The organism is Actinoallomurus sp. NPDC050550 (genome assembly GCF_040655075.1).
Taxonomy (GTDB): Bacteria; Actinomycetota; Actinomycetes; order Streptosporangiales; family Streptosporangiaceae; genus Actinoallomurus.
Genome location: NZ_JBFAJC010000090.1, coordinates 1 through 20,678 on the forward strand (window position 1 = coordinate 1; position 20,678 = coordinate 20,678).

Consider the following 20,678-nt stretch of genomic DNA (forward strand, 5'->3'; position numbering starts at 1 on the left):
CGGACCAGCTTCGACGAGGATCTGGGGCAGGAGGTGCGCCACGACGTGCTCGGCGAGTACGCCCAGCGTGCCGCCGACGGCCGGTTCACCGTCCCGATCGCCCGCACCTTCCCTCTCGACGACTGGCGCACCGCACTCGAAATCAGCCTGAGCGGCCACCCCCGAGGCAAGCTCGTACTGCTACCCGCCAACGCCGCAGACGACGCCGGGAAGGACACGACCGTCCTCAGCCGATAAGCCGCGGTTCCGGCGCCCAACGGGCGCTGCAGCAGCAGGCTGCCGATCACCGGCTCACCAGCGGGAAGTACTGGTGTCCAGACTGGACACCCTCAGGCTCCCGTAGGTCGTCGTCCCATCCTTATGCCTTTGTTCCACGGATATCCGTCCGCCATCCGACAGGGTGATCCACGCATTCTCCTCGCCAGGGACGAATTGCTTCTGATATATACCCGACTCGGCGTACACGTGGCCGATTCGTGGGTTGTGGATGTCGTAGTCCCCATGGGATACCTGTATGCCACTTTCAGGAAAGCTGATCCATCCGTCGCGCGTGCTTTTTCCCTGGACCCGTCCGGCGTTCACCGGGTCGACTGTGATTCTGTCGGCGACGATCTTCCCCTGCCAGCCGGAGCTGTTGGTGAGCTCTACCCCGTCGCCGGTGAAGGTGAGGCCCCAGGTGGACGCTTGGGTGGTCGAGGAAGGGCCGGATCAGCTCGGCTGCTGCTGGGTCCTGTGTCGAGCCCAGAAGGTAGAGGGTGTATTCGAGGAGTTCGGGATCCATGGTCGTCAGCTCGGGCAGCAGGGGTGTGAACAGTTCCAGAGGCAGGTGGTAGTGGATGGAGGCCTCAAGGATCGAGTTCAAGGCTGATTCGCGGACCGCGTGGGTAGGGTCGTTGACGGCGGCGGCGACCAGTTGGGATACGACCAGCGTGGCTATTGCGGGGTCCAATGCCTTAGCCCGCAGGAGGTCTCCCAGCTCGGCGGCGGCGATGTCACGACCGCGTGGGTCACGGTCGGTCAGCGCATCGAGGGCGTCGTCCGGGACGTTCATGCCGTGTCTTGTCCTCGCCGCTCGACTAGGACGCCGGGTTCCTCCGTTGGGAGGTTGCGCCCTCCCTTCAGACCGATCCGCATGTCTCGGTCATCGCTCCAGTCCGATGAGGAACTTCCGGGAGTCTTGTGCAACCACTCGGTAAGGGTCTGGTAGTCGAGGGCGGTGAGGCCATGGCTGGGGTCGACGCGGTGGAGCAGTGCGTGTCCTGGGTGGTGGGTGGCTACCCAGGCTCGGTCGGTGTCGGTGATCTCGTCGTCGACCCAGGTGAATGGGCGGCCCGCTGCCCAGGTGACGAGGGTGCGAGTCTTCCAGTGCAGACCGTCTCGTTCGTCCTGGTCATCGGTGTCGGATGGCTCTGGCCAGGTCACCATGGGCAGCTGCGGCAGATCGATCAGCGGGGAGATGCACTCGTTCGCTTCGTTCATCCATGTCGTGGCCCAGACCAGCTCGCAGGGCAGTGCCATCAGCTGCGGCCCGTGTCCTGGGTTGATCCTGGCCAGAAGCGGATTTGAGGCGGCCTGGAGTTCGTAGTCTTTCTGATAGGTCGGGTAGCCATCTGGATACTGCTGTAGTGATGCGCCGAAGGGGATGAGTGGTCCATCGACATCGAGAAACAACAGCGGACGTTGCGCAGAACCGGTCACGCCTGCACGATAGCGGCTCATTTTCAGTCCTTGTGCTCAGCGCTGTTGCGTCCGGCATTCCGGCGGACGTCGGGCATTCCGAGGCTGACGATGGTGCCGTGGCTGGCGGCCTCAGCCATGGCCTGAAGTTTTTGCCTCGCGGCAGCGAGGGTGGTCTCGATCGCGGCGAGCTCACCGAGCCAACCTTGCTCTCTGGCCTCCTGAAGGCGGTCGAGGAGATTGGCGTGGATCTCCTCCAGCCGTGGCTTCTGGGCTGGGTCAACGCGAAGTAGGGGGCACCTGACACAGGCATTTTCATGCGCACATGGGGTCCAATAGTCGCGTCCACAGACACCGAGAGCGACCTTCCTCAGCTCGAAATGGGCCAGGAATTCTTCCCATTCGGCAGCGTCGAGTTCACGATATTCTTCGCTGGGCCGCTTGGCTCGGCGGCGCGCAATGAAGGCCCGATGGTGAGTGATCACGTCCTCAGGATAGATCGCTAACGGCACAGTCGGATATCAGAACTCTCTGAATGCCCCGCCGTGCTATGGAGGGTGTGTAATCACCGACCTGATCAGGATGTGTGGGTTAGAGCGGATCGGCTCGGTCGGGCCAGAGCTGGATCAGATACTGTTCTTCGCCTGGCGCGGTTTCCAGCCCGCGGGTCCAGTCGCGGCCTTGGGATCGGCAGCGCACGCGGTGAGGCCCGAGCGACGGTGGCCAGAAGCCGGTCCAGCACATGTGATCGGAATCTGTCGGGGAGGCGATGAGGATCTGGTCGCCGTCGAGGTCCATGGTGGCGGTCACGTCCTGCTGGCAGGTGTCCCAGTCCAAGGGGTCGGTGTCGGGCGAGGCGTCCCAGAACTGCACGATCATCAGGACGTCCACCTCCCCTTCGCTGACGGTGTTGATGAACACGTAGTGGTCCGGCCCCGGGAACTGGAACACCACATCCCGGTCGGCGGTCACCTGGCTGTAGTCCGGGCCGCCGCCGCCCGCAGGCGCGATTACCAGGTGACCGCGATCAGGGGCGATCAGGAACTCCAGGTGTGCGATTCGCATGGCGGACGATGGTAACGAGCCGGAGTGGATCGCTCAGCGCACCCACACGGCATGACATCACGGTTTGAAACAGGATTCGGAGCGGATGACGTGCTTGGTTCCAGCGCAAGCGGCTTGATCGTGAGCGGTCAGCATTGAGGCTCCGAGCGGTTGTCGAGGTTGGGATGGTGTCGGCGGCTGACGTCGGCGGCGTAGGTCATCCAGTCGCCGGAGGAGGCGCATTGCCACTAGACGGCGACGCTGATGTGGATGCCGAGCATGCGGGCGAGGATGGCCGCGGTCAGTTCGGTGGCGAGAGCGAATAGTGCGGTGGAGCGGGCTCAGCGAGGGTGCAGGCCGATGTCGCGGGTCACGGGCGGCGGATGCGGTAGCGCAGGTGCGTGACGTGCTGCGTGAGTTCCTCGACCTGCGGAGTGGTCAACCGGCGGATCGGGTCGAGTTCGATGTGCTCGGCCGACAGGTCGTCGAACAGCCGGCGTCCCTGTCCGAGCAGGACCGGTACGACGTGTAGTTCCAGTTCGTCGAGCTGCCCTGCCCGCAGCAGCGACTGCGCCGCCCCGGCGCCGTGCACCATCACGTCTCCGTCTCCGGCCGCGGCGCGGGCCTGTGCGGCGCACTCGCGAACGTCGGTGAGGTAGCGGACGCTGCCCGGTGGCGGGTCGTCCGGGACGTTGTGGGTCAGTACGAAGACGGGGACGCCGTCGTGGTGGTCGCCCTGCCAGCGGTCGGCGTGTTCGTAGGTGCGGCGGCCGGAGATGACGGCGCGGGTGGCCAGCGCCTCGGCGTAGACCTGTCCGCTGGGTCCCGGGTCGTTGCGCCGGTCGAGCCAGTTGAAAAGCCGGAACCCACCGATGCCCATCGGCGTGTCCAGGCTGTCCTGCGGCCCGGTGACGTAACCGTCCAGGGACATCGTCATGTACAGCCGGATGAGCGCCATCGCCTCAGCCCCCCGTCCGCACGCGGTAGCGCAGATGCGCCACGCCCGGCCCGTCAGCGGCACGGAGCAGTTCGAGCTCGATGTGGTCGGGTGGCATGTCCCCAAAGAGCGGTTCGCCCTGTCCGATCAGGACCGGGACCAGGTGAATCTGCAACTCGTCGAGGACACCGGCGGCAAGTGCCAGCCGGGCGGTGCGGGCTCCGTGGACCAGTACGTCCTTGTCACCGGCCACGTCCTTGGCCATGTTCATAGCGGCCGTTACGTCGCTCACATAGGTGACCCCGGGCCATTGCAGCTCGGGATCGGGCTGATGGCGGCTCAGGACGAAGATCGGCACGCCATCGTGGTGGTCGCCGCCCCAGCCGTCGGCGAGCTCGAACGTCCGCCGGCCGACGACGACCGCCCTGGTGGCCATGACCTCGTCCATGACCTCACGGTTCACCCCCGCCAAGTGGTCGAGGTCTCTCCTGTGATCGGCGTCGGCGTCCGGCAGAAACCACTCATGCAGCCGATGCCCTTTGTCACCGAGCCCGTTGCCCGGCACCGCGTTCGGCCCGGCGATGAACCCGTCCACCGACATCGACATGTACAGCACGGTCTTACTCACGTTCCTGGTCCTTAATCAGTTCTTGGAGTTGCCATCCGGCAGACTCCTGGTGGGTAGCCGCTGGCAGGTGAGCACTCTTGGGTCCTGGACGTTGAGTCCTGAGAGCTACGACGCTGGTCGCTACCGCTTCGACGGGCCCATCGTCCTCGACAGCGGCGGCGCCTCCGGCTACACCGTGCGGGTGATCCCCAGCAACGGCCTGCTCACCTCGGTGGCCGAGCTGGGGGTCGCGGCCGTCGCCTGATGCGTCCGCTCAGTCGTCGACGGCCTCTACTGCGGCGGCGATCGGCTCGAGCCCCGCGACCAGCTCGTCGAGTTCGTCCGTGCTAAGCACGTCGTAGGCCGGCGCCGCCAGCTCGTCGGTGAGGGCCTCGATCCGCTCCTTTGTCTCCCGGCCGGTGTCGGTGAACCCGCCGGCGGCGTCCACGAGGCCGCGGCCGCGTAGCCCGTCGATGACAGCGGTCAGCTGTGCCTTGGGCAGATGGTGGATCCGGCCGAACTCCTCCGCCCTCATTCCGAGGGACAGAGCGAGGAGGACGTGGGCCTCGGTGCCGCCGATGCCGTGGGCGAGGAGGGCGGCATTGTGGCCGTCCCCGCGGTGTTCGCGCAGCAGCGTCGCCGCGTGCCAGAGCCTGGCCACCGGCTCCTCGGGCACGTCGAGCGCCCGGAGCCCGGCGTACAGCGCTCGGCCCTCGGCCGGCGCGCTGACCGCTGCCCGGGTGGCGAGGTCGGTGACCCGCACCAGACCGGGGCAGTCGGCGAGCCCCCCGATCATCTGCCGCAGCGCCGCGGCGCTGCCCCGTTCACGCACGGCGATCGCCTCCTCCGGGGTGGTCTTCCCCCAGACCCACGGGATGTGGCGCGCCACCTCGCCGTCGGCGAAGTTGTAGAAGACCGCGTGCACCACCTCGGCCGGTGCCAGCCCCAGCGGCGCGGCACGGCCCGCGAAGTATCCGTCCCAGTAGTTGCGCATGCCGAGGGCCAGGAACGCCTCGTTCGGCACCTCGGAGAAGGTGACGGTGGCGATCGGCTCAATGAGCTCGAACATACGGTGGACCTTGGCCTGTGGGTGCGGCATCGGTCGCATCTCCTGTGGTCGTGACAGCGCCCCTGGTGGGCGGCCTCTCACCCTTGCTACGAACGACGCGGCCCGGATCCGACAACTCCGGTCGATTCTGCCGGGCAGTTTTTGGGTGTCACACGGACTCGGTCGCCGCTTGGTTGCCGTGGTCTGGTTTCTCGCGGCGGATCCGGTCGATGGCCTTGCGGTTGGCTGTGGTGGTCAGCCAGGCGCCGGGGCTGGGCGGTACGCCGTCGGCGGGCCACCGCTCGACGGCGGTCGCGAACGCCTCAGCCGCCGCCTCCTCGGCGATGTCGAGGTCACCGAAGCGCCGGGTCAGGGCGGCGACTACGCGGGCCCACTCCTCATGGCGGGTCCGGGTGACCACCTCACGGACGTCGAGCATGCTCACTGGTCCTGGAAGGGCCGCACCTCGACCCGCCGGTTGCAGTGCTCGGATCCTTCGGCGGCGAGCTTGAGTGCCACGTCGAGGTCGGGGGCCTCGATGATCCAGAATCCGCCGAGGTACTCCTTGGACTCCAGGAACGGCCCGTCGGTGAGCAGCGCCTCCCCGCCCCGGTTGTCGATGACGGTGGCCGTATCGGGCGAGGCGAGGCCGCCGGCGAAGACGAAGTGTCCCTCGGCCTGGAGCCGATCGTTGAACGCACCGGTGGCAGCCAGCTCGGCGGGGGTGGGGGAGCTGGACTCGTCGTCGATCACGGAAACCAGGAACTGCACCTGAAGATCATCTCCTAGGGTTTGGGCGGCTCCCCGGTGGGCGGCCGCTCCCCTTGCTACGAACACCTCTGGCCCGATCCGACACCGACTCCCGGACTTCTTTCGAGGACTTTCTGGTCCGCGGTTGTCGGCACGCAGCCGTGAGGACGGGCTCAGGCCGCGGTGGCCGATGCGGCATCGGGTTCCGGGTCGGTCTCATCGTTCTTCGTGGTGTCGTTCTCGCCGTGTGAGTTTCGCACGTGCTTGAACGCCTGCAGGGCGAGTACGGCCAGGCCGGCGTAGCAGATGGCGCTGACGATGCCCACCACGTGTACACCGGAGGTGGAACGCGTCGCGGGCCGGTTTGCCCTGCACGGCTGTGAGCGGGCGTACGTCGCAGCGCCACCGCTCGGCCATCGCACTTCGCGACCCAGTGGTGAGCGCTAGATGATCTCCCACATGTCTTCGTCGGACACCAGGCTCAGGCTCGATCCGCTGTCCCAGTGGACATGGATCTGCCAGATGCACCGACACGGTGGACACCGCTAGACCGGCAGGGGCCCGCCTCAACCTGCCGCCAGCCCCGCGGACGGCGCGGCGGCGGGAGGCGGAGGACTGACGGACGTTCTGGTCGGGGGGCGGGCGGAAAGTCGGTTGCCGAGCGGAGTGACGATCCGTCATGATCACACGCATGTACGACCGAGACCACGACCGGAAGGGCGGCCTCCGCCCCGTCCGGTGAACGCGCTGCCGGCTGCCGTGAAGCGGCCGATCGAGCACGGGTCCTCAGGCGTCGCACAGCCTGGCCGCCGTCCGGCATCCCTTCGGCGGGTCGTGGCTGACCGTCGACCGTCCTCGGGAGGATCCATGACCATCGAACCGTCCCCGCTCCCCCACGCTTGGGAGCTCTACCGGGCCGGCGACGTCCAGGGTGCGCTGCGCATCCTGCGGCGCGCCGCCGACGCCCTGCCGCCTGCCGAGCTTGCGCCGCTGGTCCGCGAGTTGGCCTCCGCGTCCGGCTTCGACGACCTGGCGCAGGCGGCGACCGCGCTGGTTGCCGATCCCGAAGGGGCGCGGCAGCTCTACGACTTCGGCTACGCCTGTGTCGAGCGCGGGGTGTCCGCGCTGGCCGTGCCGGCGCTGCGCCGGGCGATGGTCCACCAGCCTGGGCGGCGGGTGCTGGTGGAGCTGGCCGTCGCGCTGGAGGACCAGCGGCGGCACGCCGAGGCCGTGGAGCTGCTCCAGGAGCACGACGGGCTCACGGTCGACTGGCCGGACCGCTATCTGCTGATCTACAACGCCCTGTTCGCGGGCCGGTTGGAGCAGGCCCGGGAGGTCTTCGCCGGCCTGTCCGACCCCGACGAGTCGTGGACGCCGGCGGCCGACCGGATCCTCCGGATCCTCGCGCGCGCCGCGGCGGCGCCGCCGGTCGACCGCGGCGACCTGCGCGGCTGGCACTACACGTTGACCGGTGGTCTGCTCACCACCCTGTCGTCGTACGGGTTCCAGCAGGGCATGACCGGACGCTGGGCCTATCTGCAGGACAGCTTCGACTCCTGCCGCCACGGCCTGGAGCGGCTGCGCGTCGTCCTGACCGCAACTGGGCGCCGTCCGAGCTCGGTCGCACTGCTTCCCGACCGCGACAGCCGGATCCTCGGCCTAGCCGCAGCGCAGGTGCTGGGCGTGCCCACGCAGCCGTACCGCCCGAGCACGCCCGACGTGTTGGTCGTCGCCTACGACCTGGACGGCACTGACCCAGAGCTGCACCGCGGGCTCCGCGACCGGGCACCGGGTGAGGTGCTCTACGAGCACGCGACCTGCTGGACCAACCCGCCTGCCGTCACCGCCGACGTCTCCACGCTGCTGGTGCAGAGCGTCGTCGCTCCGTGGGCGGCTCGCATGCAGGTGACCCAGGCACACGAGCCGGAGCGGCTACCGGCGGACGAGCGGCCAGCCGCCGAGCTCGCCGACGCGATCTGCACCGCCGCCGGAGGCCCGGATGCGGGCGACGGCGGCACGCCGGCCGACCCGGACGAGGTGCTGGCTGCGTTCGCCACCCGAGCCCGCGACACCTGGTTGACCGGCCCGCGCGACCGGGTCCGCTCCCCCGGCCCGGTGCCCAGCTCACGTTTCGCCTAACGGTGCCTTCATCTCCGGCCTTGAGCCGTGGGTTGCGTCCACAGCTCTTAATCCGCGGGTTCGGGGTTCAAGTCCCTGGCGGCGCACCCTCGGCGGACGCCCGGCCGTGTTCGGGTGAGTCCAGTGCTTGGTGACCAGCCGACGGTGCCAGGCCAACAGGTGCCCGGCGTCACGATCCGATGGAGCCGAAGCCGCGCAGGCAGCAACCGCGCAAGCGCGGCCGGCAATGCCCGGTCGGCCCAGTCCGGTCTCGGCCGGGCGACCTGACGGCGCAAGACGGCGACCTTGTGACGCAGCACCAAGATCTCCACCGGCAGCCAGAACCTCCTCTACCGCTACATCGCCCAAGGGCGCGTCGAGGACGACCGGCCCGCCATTTCACCGCGCATGCTCTCCCGCTTGCTGCTCAGTCGCCCGGACACCCTCAGGGCTGACCAGAAGGAACTTCTCCACAAGACCACCAGCGCCTGCCCGGAGATGAGGCACCTCGCCTCCCTGGTCCGCGTCTTCGCTCAGCTCCTCATCCCCGCCGGCGGCAACGGCGACCGGCTGCAGGAGTGGATCGGCACCGCGGAAGAGGTGAACCTGCCGCACGTCCACTCGTTCATCCGCGGTCTGCGACTCGATCACGATGCCGTCCGCGCCGCTCTGACCAGCGAACATCACAACGGCGGCATCTAGGGCGTCAATACCAAGACGAAGCTGATCAAGAGGCAGATGTATGGCCGGGCAGGCTTCCATCTCCTGCGCCACCGCATCCTCCTCCAATAGCCTCACCCACCGTTACCACCGAAAGAGCGACAGAGCCAAGATCCGGACAGTCCCGCTTTCGTCTCATGTCTCACAGCAGTCTGGTAGAGAGGGTGGTGAGGCCGAGTCCGGTCGCACCTCAATCACATGTCCGAGGTGTGGTTGGCGGCGAGTCTGGCGAGTTCGACGCGGGAGCCGATGTCGAGTTTGCGGAAGACTTGGCGAAGGTGGAACTTGACCGTGTGTGGGGAGATGAACATCTGGGTGGCGACCTGGGGGTTGGTGAGCCCTTGGGCGGCCAGTGTTGCGACGTTGCGTTCGGTGTCGGTGAGGCTGTCCCATCCGGAGACCGGGCGTTCGGGTTGACGCCAGTGGCGGCGTCTTATGCCGAGCTTGCGTAGCCTGGCGCGGACGCGGGCTGCATCCCGCAGTGCGCCGGTTTGCTGGTAGTCCTGGAGTGCCTGGTCCAGGCTGTGGATCGCCGCGTCGTGGCCGGAGCCGCCGAGCGCGTGAGCGTGCAGGACGCCTAGATCTTCGGCGGCCGAGGCACGGGCCCACGGGCCCACGTAGGTGGCGGCGGCGCGGGCCAGGGCGGCGAGGTCGTGGTGGAGGATGCCGCGAGCGTGGGCGGCCGAGGCGGCAAGCGTGGGGAAGTCGGGGTTGTCTTCGGCGAGACGTTCGGCGGTAACCGCGATGGTCTCGGCGGCGGAGCGGTCGCCGGCGGCGAGCGCGGTCCGGGTCAGCCAGGCCGCGGCGCCGGGTTCGGTCATGAGCAGCCACTGTCGTTCCGTGGCAATGGCGAATAGGCCGCTGAGCGCGTCGATCGCCTTATCCGGGCCAGCTCGGGCCTCGATCACCAGCGCCATACCCCACTCGCACCATACGCGTCCGTACATCTCGCCTTGGCCTGCCTGACGTTGAGACTTGTAATGCTCGGCATGCCTGGCGGCGGTGTCAATGTCCCCGCGGCGTGCTGCAACGATGGCGAGTACGGCGAGCCCCAAGAGATCGAATGCATGCATGCCCAGCTGGTCGGCCATGGCCAGCCCGGCCTCGGCCTCGGCCGCTGCGTCGTCGAGTCGGCCGGAGGCGAGCCGCAGCCGGGCTCGGAAGATCGCGGGGCTGGCGGCGTATGCGGTGTGGCCGAGCGCTGTGATCTCCTGGTCGACGGCCTGGAGCATGGTCTCGGCCTCCTCGAGCTGCCGCATGGCCGTGAGCGCGTTAGCCAGGAGCAGGCGCGGGTGCGCGTGCTGGGCTTGGATCGGCCCGCCCTCCGCGATGCGTACCGCTTCACGGAGGTGACCGATCGTGTCGGCGGCCCGTCCCTCCGCCCAGCCGATCCCGGCGAGCAGGATGTGAGCCCCGACCCGGGCGGGAGGGTCGTGGCGTTCGGCGGCGGCCACGATGGCCTGCGCCCGCTCTCGCCCTCGTCGACGGTCGTGGGCGGCGAACAGCCCTTGGAACAGCACTTGTTCGGTGAGGCCTTGTAGCTCACCGGGAAGGTCCGGTTGGCTGAGCGCCGCCCGCGCCTCGGCCACCGCCTCCGCCGGTCGGCCGGCCAGCATCAGGACGTAGGCGAGTACGTAGCGCAGGTGGGAGGTCTGCTCGGGCAGCGTGGTCTGGCTCAGCGCGGTGCGAGCGAGCTCCGCCGCCTGGGCCAGCCGCCCGGCCGCCGCAAGAGCGTAGACGGCGGTTACCCTACGGTCGAAGCGGCCGGGAGCCGACGGCGCGGTGAGGTCGAGGGCTCGGACGGCCAGATCGGCCGCAGTCTGCGGGGAGGACGGCAACACCTCACCTACCGCCCGGTCAAGGCCCTCCAGAGCGGCCATGTCCCCCGGCCGCGTACTACACATCAGGTGGGCTGCGGCGGGAATGGCCGACCCACCACGCTCCAATAGCATCTGCGCTGCCTGACGGTGCAGGGCTTGGCGCATCGACACAGTAACGGTCTCGGTCACGGCCCGCCACAGCAGATCATGCCGGAAGGCCAGCTGGTCCTCCGCGGGCACCACGACTTTAGCCGCTTCGGCCTCTTCCAGCGCCGGCAGCAGCCGGCTGGGCGGCTCGCCAAGCATGTCCGCGAGGTCGTTCGCGTCGAAGGAGCGGCCCAAGATGGCCGCGACCTGCAGCAGATGGCGTGTAGGTGAGGACAAACCACACAACCGGCTACGCGCGATCTCCTGCACCCGGCGCGGCAGCCGCCGGGAGACCAGATGCGTGTGACCGCCGCTGATCTCGACCGCGCCCTCGTTGCGAAGTCCCTCAAGCCATTCCATGAGCAAGAACGGATTGCCTCCCGCCCCGGCCGCCAGCGCGAGCAACTCCGAATCCGGCGCCGCGTCGAGCATGTCGGTGATGACCTCGGCCACGGCCTGGTCACCCAGCGCCTCCAGCACCAGCCGCGTGGCACCATCGCGTTCGAGAACCTCATACAACCGGTCCAGCCCCGAACCGCCACTGCCGATCGTACGAGACAAGATCCATACCATCGGGTACGACGCCAGCTCGGGTATCAACGAGCGCAACGCCAGCAACGTCATCGGATCGGCCCACTGCAGATCATCCAGCGTGACCAAATACGGACCATCTGCGGCCCGGTTCTCCAGCCGGGCCTGCAACTCCTCCACCAACAACAACTGCGCATCCGCAGGCATCATCCCCCGGGACGCCAGCAGCGTCTGAGTGGACTCCCCGAACGCTGACATCAGCGGCTTCAGCGGCGCCAGCCGGGCTGACTCATCCGCCGTACCCCGGGCGAGCACGAACCCCAATCCCGCCGCGGCCTCGACCGCCTCGGCGAGCAGCCGGCTCTTGCCCACGCCCGACTCACCCTCGACCAGCAACACCCCACCGCGGCCGCTCACAGCCGCCCGCAGCAGACCTGCAAGAACCTGCCACTCGCGGTCCCGGCCACGCCAGCCACGCCGCGACGATCGTCCGAGGTCGACTCCAGTCGAGATGTCTGAGACAGACGGGCACACGCCCGGCGAATTTCCATCAGACACGCCAAGAGCCTACCCGGTAGAGACCCTTACCACCTCGTTGACCTGCGGACGGGTGAGTGCGGCGGCGCATACGGCGTCAGGCAGTGACGTGTCCACGTTGCCGTCAGGCATGGTCTTCCGGTGCACCGACCGGGCCCAGCCCCCTGAACCTGGGCCCGGTCGGTACGCCGTCACCGCGAGCTCCGAACGGCGACATCAGCGCGACCATCGGTCGGCCTGGCCGACGATCTGAACGCCGCCCCCATTGCGGGCCCAGCTCGATCGGTCACCGTCACCGCGAGCTACGAGCGGCGATAACTAGATACTGCTAAGAGGCCACGACCTCCGCATCGCCCATCCGTGCAGGATGCGCGAGCCGCGGTTCAGGCCAGAAGATCCCACGCGACGCGTAGGTCATAGGCGGCACATGTGTCAATGGAACCCTAATGTCGGCTCAGGCACCGATTCCGCGATCCTGACCGGGCGGTGACCCGCTCGAGCCCATCGAGGGCCCGCGGGTCAGGCTCAGCCGCGCAGTCGCGAGTTCATCGGCGCCTGCGAACATCCGGAAGCGGAGGAGGGCTGTTCCGCGGGAGAATGGGTCGGAGGCCTCGAGCGCAGGGATGTCGGCGTCGTCACCACCGTGGGCCCCACCCGGCGCCGCCTGTCGCTTCGCCAAGGCGGGCGTGCGGATCGATGTATGACGCACGAACGCCGCCGGGTGCGGCTGCGCGCGGGGAACGCGAGTCGGTGGGACGGCGTCGACCCGCGGTCGTCCGGACATCGACCGGTCGGCGTTCAAAGCGATCGCTAAGCGTCGCCGCGGCCACGACCGCCGCCACAGCGGCGGGCAGGGCCCTACGCGCAATGTGCCCCTCCGGGGCGTGCGCGCGTGTCGGCCGTGCCGCGTCCGACACGGTTCCGGCCTGTACCACCCAGGATGTGGTCGGGTGCGCGGTCGCGCCCAGGATCCGGATCCGGCGACTGGCGTGTTCGATCACCGCGGGCACGTACATGCGTGCTCCGGACAGGGCGACCGTCTCGAAGAAATCACACGCCAGCAGGGCCGCAGTCTGGGAGCGCAGGAAGCAAGCTGAACCGGCGGATGCTCGCGGCGCTGGCCGCGCACACGCCGCTGCTCCCAGGGGCGGGCATGGCAGGACGGCGGCCGTGCCGACGAGCCTCCGACAGAGGAGACCGTCGAAGCCAGGCTCGTTGGGATGCGCGCGATTCAGGGAACCATTGCTGAACAACCTGCACTCGGTACGGGACCTCGTCCAATGGCGGGACGAGGTGGTCCGTCTGGAGCAGAGGCGCGACGACGGGATCCGCCCGCTGGGCGACCGGGCTGAGCTGCTCGCCGACGCCGACGAAGCTGGACGGTCGGCGGTTCGTGCGGGCTTTGCGGCATGGGAGTCGCTCCTGGCGGCCGAACCCCCGGGTTCGGGACAGCGGCGAACTCGCGGCGGATGCCGATCCTGAAAGGCTCGCGACCGGCCTGATGGCCGCGCTACAGGGTGGTCTGCTTCTCGCCCGCACCACCCGCGACGTGCGGCGGTTGGAGGTAGCCCCGCACATAGCCCTCGGCTACGTCCGCGCACACGCCGTCATGCCGTGAGGAACGACTTCACGTGGTCAAGCGCCATATCGAGGGCGATCTCCATGGGCTTGATGTCATGAGCGGTCTCAGCGAGGAGGTACCCGCCTTGCAAGGCGGCCATCAGACCCGTTGCAAGCTTCTCCGGGTCGGCATCCGGCCTTAGCACCCCGCTGTCCCACATCCGCCGCAGGCCGGCGGCGAGCAGCCCTTCCCATTCCACGAACGACTCGGCGAGCGTGGCGCGGGCCTGGTCGTCCTGGTCGGCGAGCTCGCTGGCCAGCGAGCCGAGCGCACAGCCGTAGGCACCGTTCCGCAACGCGTTTCGCTGCACCAGCGCGTCGCGCCAGCGAACCAGACCGCGGAACGACTTCAAGCGCTGAAGGTAGCCGCGTTCACGCTCGAGGACCTGCGCGGTCCGCGCCGCGACGACGGCGCGGACCAGTTCCTCCTTGTCCGGGAAGTGGTTGTAGAGCTGGGATTTACTGGTATTGCTCGCAGCCCGGACGTCGTCCAGCGTGGTCGCGTTCACGCCCTTCACGTACATCAGCTCGACAGCAGCCGCCACGATACGCGCGCGGGTGGCGGTCCCACGTGGCGTCAGCCTCCGCCCCGGCTGTGCGTTCTCCGGCCTGCTCACAGGCCTCAGGCTACCCTGTTTGATCACAGCTGCCGCCGCATGGACTACATGGTCCCCTCGGCCACGGGTCTGCCACTAGCTCAGCCCCTTTGTCATCATCTTAAGTGGACGATAGACGCATTTGTATTTGAAATGCGGTGGGCTGGATGCGCGTTCGAATCGACATGACGATGGACACTCCGCTGGGCGGTTGACTCTCGTCGCCGACCGCGGTGAACCGGCCGGCATCTACTTCCCGTACCAACGGTCTTGTCCTGATCTCGCGACGCTCGGCGAGCGGTCCGACCCGGGATTCGGGGAAATCAGCCACCAGCTCGCGGCGGTCGAGACGACGTTCCGACGAGGAGGAGCAGGGCACCGATCCGGTTCTGCCCCATCGCGCTGATCCGCGCGGCGATCGACGGGCGTCGACGAGCGCGGGCTGCGACCTGCTCAGGGTCGAGTGAGGTCTGGGTGACGGCGAGGTTCGTCATGACTACTCACCCTGGCTGTTCCCGGTCGTGTAGGCGAGCGGGTTGCGCGCAGCGACAACAGTGAACAGCGTCGCGAGGAGGGCAAGGACGCCGTAGCCGAGGGCGATCTGCGGCAGCGAGAAGGTGCTGGAAAGTTGGCCGGCGAGGAGGCTGGGGAAGGTGGCGGCGCTGTAGCAGATGAGGTAGATCGCGCTGAAGATTGGCGCCCGGTCGGCCAGGGTGCTGCCGTGCAGCAGGCCGCGGGTGGCGGCGCTGATAGCGATGCCTTGAGCGGCGCCGGCGACGATGGTTGCGGCGATGAACAACGCCAGTGTACCGGTGGCGATCGCTGTGATGATGCCGATCCATCCGGTCAGGAAGATGATCATGCCGATGCGTTGGGCTGCCGCCGGTGTGAACCGGCCGCCGAGGGGAGCACCGAGAGCACTGGGACCCATGTAGGCGGCGAACACCAGCCCGAGGACGAGAGGGCTGCGCGTATGGAGTTGATCTTCGACCAGCGCGGGCACGAAGGCCTGGTAGAAAGCCCCGGTCGCCCAGGTGGCCAGGAACACCGCTGCCGCGACAGGGAGAAGACGCCTGACCCGGGCCGGTACGCGGACCTGGGGCCGCAGTGATCGCCAAGCGCCCGGCGACGGAGTTTCAGTCTCCGGGCTGACAGCGACGAGTGCGGCAGACAGGAGGAGGAGGCCGACGGCAACCAGGTAGATGAGCTCGCGTGGCCAGGGGCCGAACTGGACCAAGGCTCCGGAGGCGATGGCGCCGACGGCGAGGCCGAGCATGACTGTCTGGCTGGAGGCGACGGAGGCCAACCAGGCCGGCCTGGCCGGTGCGGCATCGACGATGTAGGAGGTGAGGCTGGTGCCGGCCAGCCCGGCCCCGAGGCCCATCAGGAGCCGACCGGCGATCAGGATGCCGATGTCGTGCACGTTCAGCAGCACCAGACAGCCCAGCACAAGCAGGCCGAGGCTCGCGATCGAGGTGGGCCGTCGGCCGAGATGATTGGACAGCCGTCCCGTCATCAACAGTGTGGTGAGAGTGGCGGCGGAGTAGGCGACGACGGTCATCGAGATTCCGGCGTTGGTGAACCCATCCTCGGCCCGGTAGATGTTGAAAAGCGGGATCGCCGAGCCCACCGCGGCAAACGCGGCCGCCAGGGATACCACCGCAGATGAGAAAGCCAGCCGGAGCGTTCCGCCCCAGCTGACCTGGTTGATCACAGGTGCCACATTCTACATCTTTCTCTTGTTCTGAACTAGGCCGACTTGCCGCGAATGGGCCAAATAGCGACCCACGCGACACCGATAAGCGAGAAGGCCCAACTAATGGTGGCCTCCGTGCACCTGATTTGTGTCGGTTCGTCGCGCAGTCTTACTTACAACGTCACGATTTTTCTCGTCCCCGACTCCTGCGTGCCGACCACCAGCAGGTGGGGAGTACCAAGGTCATCGGCGGCCTTTGATTACTCCTGGGCGCTTAGGGTCGATGAGGTCGGCGTACTCGGGGTTGTGCTCGACGAAGGTGCGCACGATCGGACACATGATGGTGACCGTCTTGCCCTGCGCGCGCACGTCGTCGAGGACACGTCTTATCAGCTCGGTGGCGATGCCCTGGTTGCGGAACTCGGGGAACACCGAGGTGGCCAGCAACACGAGTCTGCCGTCACCCGCGACGTTGTATGGCAGTCCGGCAATCTCGCGGTCGCCGACGATGGCCTCGTAGATGCCGGCTTTCTCGTCGTTGACGACTGCGAAGTCGAACGCAGGAGCGTGGGGATCGTCGATTACCTCGTCGATAAGGACGATCTGGTCCTGACTGAGGGTGCCATTCCCGTGGGGGTATCCGGCCTCGTCCGGGTTCCCGAAGGCGTATCGGGCCGGCTCAGTCGGGTCGGTCATGGGGGTACCCCTTCGTTGATTGTTCGTTCGCCGACCAAGGCCGCTCATTCTTGTTCTTGGGTGTGCCGAATGGGACGAACGTGGATGATGGTCTTGCCCTTGATCCGCTCGGTCAGTTTGAACGCGGCGACGGCATCGTCGAGTGCCGCGATTTGGCCGATGTTCGTCCGCAGCCGACCATCCCGGGCCCGCCGGGCGCGGCGTGAACGCTCAGGAGCCCAAATGCTCCGCGTGATGCCACGCGTGACCGTGATGCCGCAGGCCCCTCACGGTCACCGCCGAATCGAGAGCGGCCACGCCGAGGCTGTGACACCCGGAAGTTGCACGATGAAGTCTTCGGCGAGGAAGTAGCTGACGCGCTTGACGTAGTTAAACTGGTCGGAGTAGACGTAGTCCGTCCGCGGCCTGTGTACTTCGGCCACAGTCGTTCCGATGCCGGGGATGTTTAGACGAAGGTGAACAGCCGGTCGGCTTCGAAGCGCGAAATCGGGCCGGAGTACGCCTTCGTAAGGTCGGGGTAGCCGAGGGCCAGCAGCACTGTCGTGGTGTGTCCGGTTTCACGGATATTGAACGCCTTGTCGACGCTGGTCGGGTCGAACCCTTCGAGCGGCATGGCCTCGACGCCGAGTTCAGCGGCCGCCATCATGGTCATGCCCAGCGCCATGTAGGTCTGTTTTTCCATCCAGTGGTTCACGTCCTTGTAGCCGTAGTTGCGCAGGTTGAGGAAGTCGCGGGTCATCGACTGCCACAGCGCGCGCTTTGCCGGGTCGGGGAACCGACCGTCGGCGGTCTCCTTGCCGAACACCTCTTCGACGTGGCTGTCGGGCAGATCTGCCCGGGTGGTGAGGATGATGGTGTGTGACGCGTTCAGGATCTTCTCGCCGTTGTCTTGGAATCGTTCGCCCAGGTTGGCCACGAGGTGCTCTTTGCCTTCGGCCGTGGCGAGTACGTAGAAGTGGTTGGGCTGGATGTTCGTCGATGTCGGCGTGGACCGCAGAAACCTCAACAGTTGTTGAAGGGTTTCTTCCGCGATGGTCCTACTGGGATCGAAAGCCCTCGTGAGGTGCTTGCTCATGAGCTTGTCGAGATCCATGTCAACCTGCTTTCTTCTTGCAACCAGTGGGTGGAGAGCCAGTGATTCGTAGGGTTTGTGCTAGTTCTCGCCGCGGGCGAGTAGTTCGCTAATGCGCTCGAAGCTGATGCCTGTCGTCGCCGAGGCGAGGTCGCCCGCGACGAGCGCCTTCGTGGCCTGTTCGAGTGCGCCCATCGCGTGGATGTAGAGCAACGGACCCAAGCTGATGCGCTTGACCCCTGCCTTCTGCAGTTCGGCGACGGTCAGCACCTTGTCCGACGGTGACACGAGGACGTTGACCGGTGTCGGAGCGACCGCGGTGACGATCGCCTCAAGTGCGTCGAGGTCGGGTGGGTACGGGGCGTAGAGCACATCCGCGCCGACCTCAGCGAAGGCCGTCAGACGCCGGATGGTGTCGTCAAGATCGGGCCGCCCCTGGATGAAGTTGTCGGTGCGGCCGGTGACGACGATGCGCCCCTTGGCCGCGTCGACGGCGCTACGTATGCGATTGACTGCCTCGTCGAAGTCGCGGATGGGTTGATCGGGATTGCCCGAGGTGTCCTCGACCCCGATACCGGCCAGGCCACACTCGACGGCGGCTTCGACGGTCGCGGCGACGTCTTCAAGCGTGTCGCCGTAACCGTCCTCGAAGTCTCCGTTGACAGGCAGCCCGGTGAGTCGGGCGAGCAGCCGCGCATGCTCGAGGTGCTCTTCGCGGGTGACTTCGTGACGCCCGTCGAGGCGGCCGAGGGTGATGGCGAGCGCCGCTGATGATGTCGCGATCGCCTCGAAGCCGGCGTCGGCCAGCATCAGCGCCGAGAGGCCGTCCCAGGCGTTCGGCATGACGAGGCCACCGTCGCGGGTGTGTAGCGCCATGAATTTCTCATAGAGTTCGGAGCCTGGCATGTCGAGCCTTTCCTGAATGATCGTTGAGTCGGTGAGGGGTTTGCCGGCTGGGTGCGCGGACCGCGTCGAGGGTTCCAGCGATCAACCGGTGGGTGGGGTGTTGTTGGCGGCGGCGTGGAGCTTCTTAAAGCCGACCCAGCCCAACAGACCAGATGACGCGCGATGAGTCCGTCGATGATGTCCATGCACTCAACGAGGTGGGTCTGTTCGCCCGTCGGTGTCTGGCGCGGGTACTCCCAGGTCAACTGATGCCCGTCGGTGAGGTAGGTCCCGGTGCGCCACCCGGTTCTCGAAGACTCCTTCGCGGCGACGGGCCGCGAGGGTGCCGGCGAAGAAGGCACGGATCGACTCGCGGCCCTGGACCACGCCAGAGCTCATGTCTCCCGACAAAAGCACGGCGGTGGGTGTTTCGATAACGTCGCCTGCCGCGTAGAGGTCGGCGATCTTGTCCGCGTCCCGGGCCAGCACGGCTTCGTGCCGGGCGCGGAACATATGCTCGATCGCGCTCTCGCTCGCCGCGTCGGGCGCCGTCGGCTCCGGGTGCGGGTTCACTGGTCCACGGCCGTATCGACCGAGCCGACGGCGGGGATGTCGAGGTCGGTCTGGTTGACGTTGTTGATGAAGTTGGTGAGCAGGAATTGCACTGCCACCGCGACGATCGCCAGGATCTGCGGGTCGGTGTACCCGGCGCCTCGCACACTCGCGAGCTCGGCGTCACTGACCCGCCCGCGGCTGTCGACCACCCGTTGCGCGAAGCGAGCGGCCGCGGCGCGCTTGGGATCGACCGAGCTCCCGACGCGGACGAGCTCGATGTCGTCGCCTGACATGCCGCCGAATTCGGTCGCGACGTAGGTGTGCATCGCCAGGCAGTAACTGCAGCCGTTGGCTTGCGACACGGCCAGCGCGATGCTGTGCCGGGTCTTCGCGTCCAGAACCCGGCTCAAGGTGCCTTGCAGAGTCGTGACGACCTCGAGAACCGTCGGGTTCGACGCGATGGTCTTGAACATGTTCGGGACGAAGCCGAGCTGCGCACCAACGTTGTCGAGTATCCGCTGCGCGCCGGCGGGGACATCCTCTAGAGGGGGAACGTTCAGTCGTGACACAGCGAATCGCCCTCCGGTCGGGGTGAGTAGTCGTCGTCGAGCCCAAGTCGGGCTCTTAGTGCTTCAGAGCTCCGCCGCAGGCCTTACCTGCGCTGGCCGCAACCTGGCCGATGGCGTTGGTTGCGCCGGGCGCCTGGTGACCTGCATTGCGAGGGGTGACTCCGTCGGCGTCGAGTTCCGGATCTCTTCGTAACGGGGACACCATACAAGGACTATACAGACCAAAGCCTTCTACGCAACCCCTCCCCCAGGCGGGCCGAGTCGGCCGCACCGGATGCAAGCGGGCCAATATCGCATCGGATCGGTAAACCTGCAGCTCAGAGCCGTATCAAGGCTACGCCGTAAGTCATTCGGCCGGTCGGAACGGGCGACGTCAAGCCGCCTCGTGCCGGGCCGGCCCGGGCGCGATCGATTAACTTCGATGGACGATTTAGTCCAACATTACCTCGGCAGCCGAGGTGCGGCTCAAAGGTCCCACATGAGTGACGGCGGCATGGACCAGCGCCGCGGCGTCGTGGTCGAGTAGCCCGGTCGGCGTAGCCCGCGGCGGTCTCCAGGTCACCGCGGCGCGTGGCCACGATGGCGAGCACGGTGGTGCCGAACGGGTCGTACAGGTGCGCACCCAGCACATCGGACCTGGCCAGTGCGGCCCTGGCCTCGGTGGCCGCGTCTCCCAAGCGGCCTTCGAGCAGCCGCAATCGAGCGAGCAGCAGCGTGGGGACGGCGGCGTACGCCGTGGTCTTGAGCGCCGTGCACTGTTGGGTGGCGATTTGGAGCGCGGCCGTCGGCGGCCCACCCCTCGTCCCATGCGCCCCGTACGAGAGCGGCGGCGATGTCGACGTGGGCATCGCCGCCGATCACTGGCAGTGCCCTGCTCCGAACCCGCGGATTAGAGTCCGCTGCTCCGCTCAGCCACGGCCTGCTACCCGCCGTCCCGAAAGGCAACGAGGAACCCTCTCCTCATCCTCTGCCCGAGTGGGTGATGTGGAGGTCGTGGCCCTTCGCGCAGTATTCAGGTGCCGCCGTAGAAGCTCGCGGTGACGGCGACCCGAC

Annotated in this window: 25 protein-coding genes; 5 read left to right on the forward strand and 20 right to left on the reverse strand. The window is 67.4% G+C overall.

Annotation, left to right across the window (positions count from 1 at the left end; all coding sequences use genetic code 11):
* Window positions 1–237: zinc-binding dehydrogenase (locus AB0I04_RS52475; protein WP_360903628.1), on the forward strand; the 237-nt coding region annotated here is incomplete at its 5' end.
* Between the two features lie 286 nt (window positions 238–523).
* On the opposite strand, the gene AB0I04_RS52480 is transcribed toward AB0I04_RS52475, so the two are convergent.
* From AB0I04_RS52480 to AB0I04_RS52505, 6 genes are all read right to left on the reverse strand, one after another.
* Window positions 524–1,051: a hypothetical protein gene (locus AB0I04_RS52480; protein ID WP_360903631.1), complete on the reverse strand. Its 528-nt coding sequence runs from the start codon at window positions 1,049–1,051 to the stop codon at window positions 524–526.
* Window positions 1,048–1,719, reverse strand: a complete 672-nt coding sequence (locus AB0I04_RS52485) for a hypothetical protein (RefSeq protein ID WP_360903634.1) — start codon at window positions 1,717–1,719, stop codon at window positions 1,048–1,050. The genes AB0I04_RS52480 and AB0I04_RS52485 overlap by 4 nt, the downstream gene beginning before the upstream one ends.
* A gap of 2 nt (window positions 1,720–1,721) precedes the next feature.
* Window positions 1,722–2,162: a hypothetical protein gene (locus tag AB0I04_RS52490; RefSeq protein WP_360903637.1), complete on the reverse strand. Its 441-nt coding sequence runs from the start codon at window positions 2,160–2,162 to the stop codon at window positions 1,722–1,724.
* Window positions 2,163–2,268: 106 nt separating this feature from the next.
* Window positions 2,269–2,742, reverse strand: coding sequence for a hypothetical protein (locus AB0I04_RS52495; protein WP_360903640.1), 474 nt, complete (start codon window positions 2,740–2,742; stop codon window positions 2,269–2,271).
* 349 nt (window positions 2,743–3,091) lie between these two features.
* The gene (locus AB0I04_RS52500) at window positions 3,092–3,679 is read right to left on the reverse strand and encodes a dihydrofolate reductase family protein (RefSeq protein WP_360903643.1); all 588 of its coding nucleotides are present in this window, start codon (window positions 3,677–3,679) and stop codon (window positions 3,092–3,094) included.
* A gap of 4 nt (window positions 3,680–3,683) precedes the next feature.
* Window positions 3,684–4,286, reverse strand: coding sequence for a dihydrofolate reductase family protein (locus AB0I04_RS52505; RefSeq protein WP_360903646.1), 603 nt, complete (start codon window positions 4,284–4,286; stop codon window positions 3,684–3,686).
* 67 nt (window positions 4,287–4,353) lie between these two features.
* On the opposite strand from AB0I04_RS52505, the gene AB0I04_RS52510 reads away from it, so the two are divergent.
* A complete protein-coding gene (locus AB0I04_RS52510) occupies window positions 4,354–4,530 on the forward strand; it encodes a hypothetical protein (protein WP_360903649.1) in 177 nt (58 codons plus the stop codon).
* A 9-nt stretch (window positions 4,531–4,539) separates the two neighbouring features.
* Here AB0I04_RS52510 and AB0I04_RS52515 read toward each other — a convergent pair whose 3' ends face one another.
* The 5 genes from AB0I04_RS52515 to AB0I04_RS52535 form a co-directional block, all read right to left on the reverse strand.
* A complete protein-coding gene (locus tag AB0I04_RS52515; protein WP_360903652.1) occupies window positions 4,540–5,334 on the reverse strand; it encodes a hypothetical protein in 795 nt (264 codons plus the stop codon).
* Between the two features lie 148 nt (window positions 5,335–5,482).
* The gene (locus tag AB0I04_RS52520; protein ID WP_360903655.1) at window positions 5,483–5,752 is read right to left on the reverse strand and encodes a sigma factor; all 270 of its coding nucleotides are present in this window, start codon (window positions 5,750–5,752) and stop codon (window positions 5,483–5,485) included.
* 2 nt (window positions 5,753–5,754) lie between these two features.
* Entirely contained in the window at window positions 5,755–6,084 is a 330-nt protein-coding gene (locus AB0I04_RS52525; protein ID WP_360903658.1) for a YciI family protein, read from the reverse strand.
* 152 nt (window positions 6,085–6,236) lie between these two features.
* Window positions 6,237–6,392, reverse strand: coding sequence for a hypothetical protein (locus AB0I04_RS52530; protein ID WP_360903661.1), 156 nt, complete (start codon window positions 6,390–6,392; stop codon window positions 6,237–6,239).
* Between the two features lie 114 nt (window positions 6,393–6,506).
* Window positions 6,507–6,587 carry a DUF4314 domain-containing protein gene (locus AB0I04_RS52535; RefSeq protein WP_360903723.1) on the reverse strand — a complete coding sequence of 27 codons (81 nt, stop codon included), beginning with the start codon at window positions 6,585–6,587 and terminating at the stop codon, window positions 6,507–6,509.
* A 343-nt stretch (window positions 6,588–6,930) separates the two neighbouring features.
* On the opposite strand from AB0I04_RS52535, the gene AB0I04_RS52540 reads away from it, so the two are divergent.
* Both AB0I04_RS52540 and AB0I04_RS52545 read left to right on the forward strand, forming a co-directional pair.
* A complete protein-coding gene (locus tag AB0I04_RS52540) occupies window positions 6,931–8,202 on the forward strand; it encodes a hypothetical protein (protein WP_360903664.1) in 1,272 nt (423 codons plus the stop codon).
* Between the two features lie 399 nt (window positions 8,203–8,601).
* Entirely contained in the window at window positions 8,602–8,883 is a 282-nt protein-coding gene (locus tag AB0I04_RS52545; protein WP_360903667.1) for a hypothetical protein, read from the forward strand.
* A gap of 212 nt (window positions 8,884–9,095) precedes the next feature.
* Here AB0I04_RS52545 and AB0I04_RS52550 read toward each other — a convergent pair whose 3' ends face one another.
* The 5 genes from AB0I04_RS52550 to AB0I04_RS52570 form a co-directional block, all read right to left on the reverse strand.
* Window positions 9,096–11,957, reverse strand: coding sequence for an AAA family ATPase (locus tag AB0I04_RS52550; RefSeq protein ID WP_360903670.1), 2,862 nt, complete (start codon window positions 11,955–11,957; stop codon window positions 9,096–9,098).
* Between the two features lie 1,586 nt (window positions 11,958–13,543).
* Entirely contained in the window at window positions 13,544–14,173 is a 630-nt protein-coding gene (locus tag AB0I04_RS52555; protein WP_360903673.1) for a TetR family transcriptional regulator, read from the reverse strand.
* Between the two features lie 302 nt (window positions 14,174–14,475).
* Window positions 14,476–14,646 (reverse strand): hypothetical protein, encoded by a 171-nt coding sequence (locus AB0I04_RS52560; protein WP_360903676.1) that lies wholly within the window; start codon window positions 14,644–14,646, stop codon window positions 14,476–14,478.
* Window positions 14,647–14,648: 2 nt separating this feature from the next.
* Window positions 14,649–15,866: an MFS transporter gene (locus AB0I04_RS52565; protein WP_360903679.1), complete on the reverse strand. Its 1,218-nt coding sequence runs from the start codon at window positions 15,864–15,866 to the stop codon at window positions 14,649–14,651.
* 225 nt (window positions 15,867–16,091) lie between these two features.
* Complete coding sequence (locus AB0I04_RS52570; protein ID WP_360903682.1) at window positions 16,092–16,544, reverse strand: GNAT family N-acetyltransferase; 453 nt, start codon at window positions 16,542–16,544, stop codon at window positions 16,092–16,094.
* A gap of 80 nt (window positions 16,545–16,624) precedes the next feature.
* Here AB0I04_RS52570 and AB0I04_RS52575 point away from each other — a divergent pair, with 80 nt between their 5' ends.
* The gene (locus tag AB0I04_RS52575) at window positions 16,625–16,750 is read left to right on the forward strand and encodes a hypothetical protein (protein WP_360903685.1); all 126 of its coding nucleotides are present in this window, start codon (window positions 16,625–16,627) and stop codon (window positions 16,748–16,750) included.
* Window positions 16,751–16,989: 239 nt separating this feature from the next.
* On the opposite strand, the gene AB0I04_RS52580 is transcribed toward AB0I04_RS52575, so the two are convergent.
* From AB0I04_RS52580 to AB0I04_RS52595, 4 genes are all read right to left on the reverse strand, one after another.
* Entirely contained in the window at window positions 16,990–17,637 is a 648-nt protein-coding gene (locus AB0I04_RS52580) for a nitroreductase family protein (protein WP_360903688.1), read from the reverse strand.
* A gap of 60 nt (window positions 17,638–17,697) precedes the next feature.
* Entirely contained in the window at window positions 17,698–18,522 is an 825-nt protein-coding gene (locus tag AB0I04_RS52585) for an isocitrate lyase/phosphoenolpyruvate mutase family protein (protein ID WP_360903691.1), read from the reverse strand.
* Between the two features lie 189 nt (window positions 18,523–18,711).
* A complete protein-coding gene (locus AB0I04_RS52590) occupies window positions 18,712–19,074 on the reverse strand; it encodes a hypothetical protein (RefSeq protein WP_360903694.1) in 363 nt (120 codons plus the stop codon).
* Window positions 19,071–19,529, reverse strand: a complete 459-nt coding sequence (locus AB0I04_RS52595; RefSeq protein ID WP_360903697.1) for a carboxymuconolactone decarboxylase family protein — start codon at window positions 19,527–19,529, stop codon at window positions 19,071–19,073. Before AB0I04_RS52595 ends, AB0I04_RS52590 begins: the two co-directional genes overlap by 4 nt.
* Between the last annotated feature and the right edge of the window lie 1,149 nt (window positions 19,530–20,678).

Bases quoted from the DNA above. Each gene is read 5' to 3' on its own strand.
- AB0I04_RS52520 (WP_360903655.1), bottom strand. From the start codon at position 5,752: ATGCTCGACGTCCGTGAGGTGGTCACCCGGACCCGCCATGAGGAGTGG.
- AB0I04_RS52500 (WP_360903643.1), bottom strand. From the start codon at position 3,679: ATGGCGCTCATCCGGCTGTACATGACGATGTCCCTGGACGGTTACGTC.
- AB0I04_RS52585 (WP_360903691.1), bottom strand. From the start codon at position 18,522: ATGCCAGGCTCCGAACTCTATGAGAAATTCATGGCGCTACACACCCGC.
- AB0I04_RS52560 (WP_360903676.1), bottom strand. From the start codon at position 14,646: ATGACGAACCTCGCCGTCACCCAGACCTCACTCGACCCTGAGCAGGTC.
- AB0I04_RS52595 (WP_360903697.1), bottom strand. From the start codon at position 19,529: ATGTTCAAGACCATCGCGTCGAACCCGACGGTTCTCGAGGTCGTCACG.
- AB0I04_RS52540 (WP_360903664.1), top strand. From the start codon at position 6,931: ATGACCATCGAACCGTCCCCGCTCCCCCACGCTTGGGAGCTCTACCGG.
- AB0I04_RS52495 (WP_360903640.1), bottom strand. From the start codon at position 2,742: ATGCGAATCGCACACCTGGAGTTCCTGATCGCCCCTGATCGCGGTCAC.
- AB0I04_RS52515 (WP_360903652.1), bottom strand. From the start codon at position 5,334: ATGTTCGAGCTCATTGAGCCGATCGCCACCGTCACCTTCTCCGAGGTG.
- AB0I04_RS52570 (WP_360903682.1), bottom strand. From the start codon at position 16,544: ATGACCGACCCGACTGAGCCGGCCCGATACGCCTTCGGGAACCCGGAC.
- AB0I04_RS52485 (WP_360903634.1), bottom strand. From the start codon at position 1,719: ATGAGCCGCTATCGTGCAGGCGTGACCGGTTCTGCGCAACGTCCGCTG.
- AB0I04_RS52580 (WP_360903688.1), bottom strand. From the start codon at position 17,637: ATGGATCTCGACAAGCTCATGAGCAAGCACCTCACGAGGGCTTTCGAT.
- AB0I04_RS52480 (WP_360903631.1), bottom strand. From the start codon at position 1,051: ATGAACGTCCCGGACGACGCCCTCGATGCGCTGACCGACCGTGACCCA.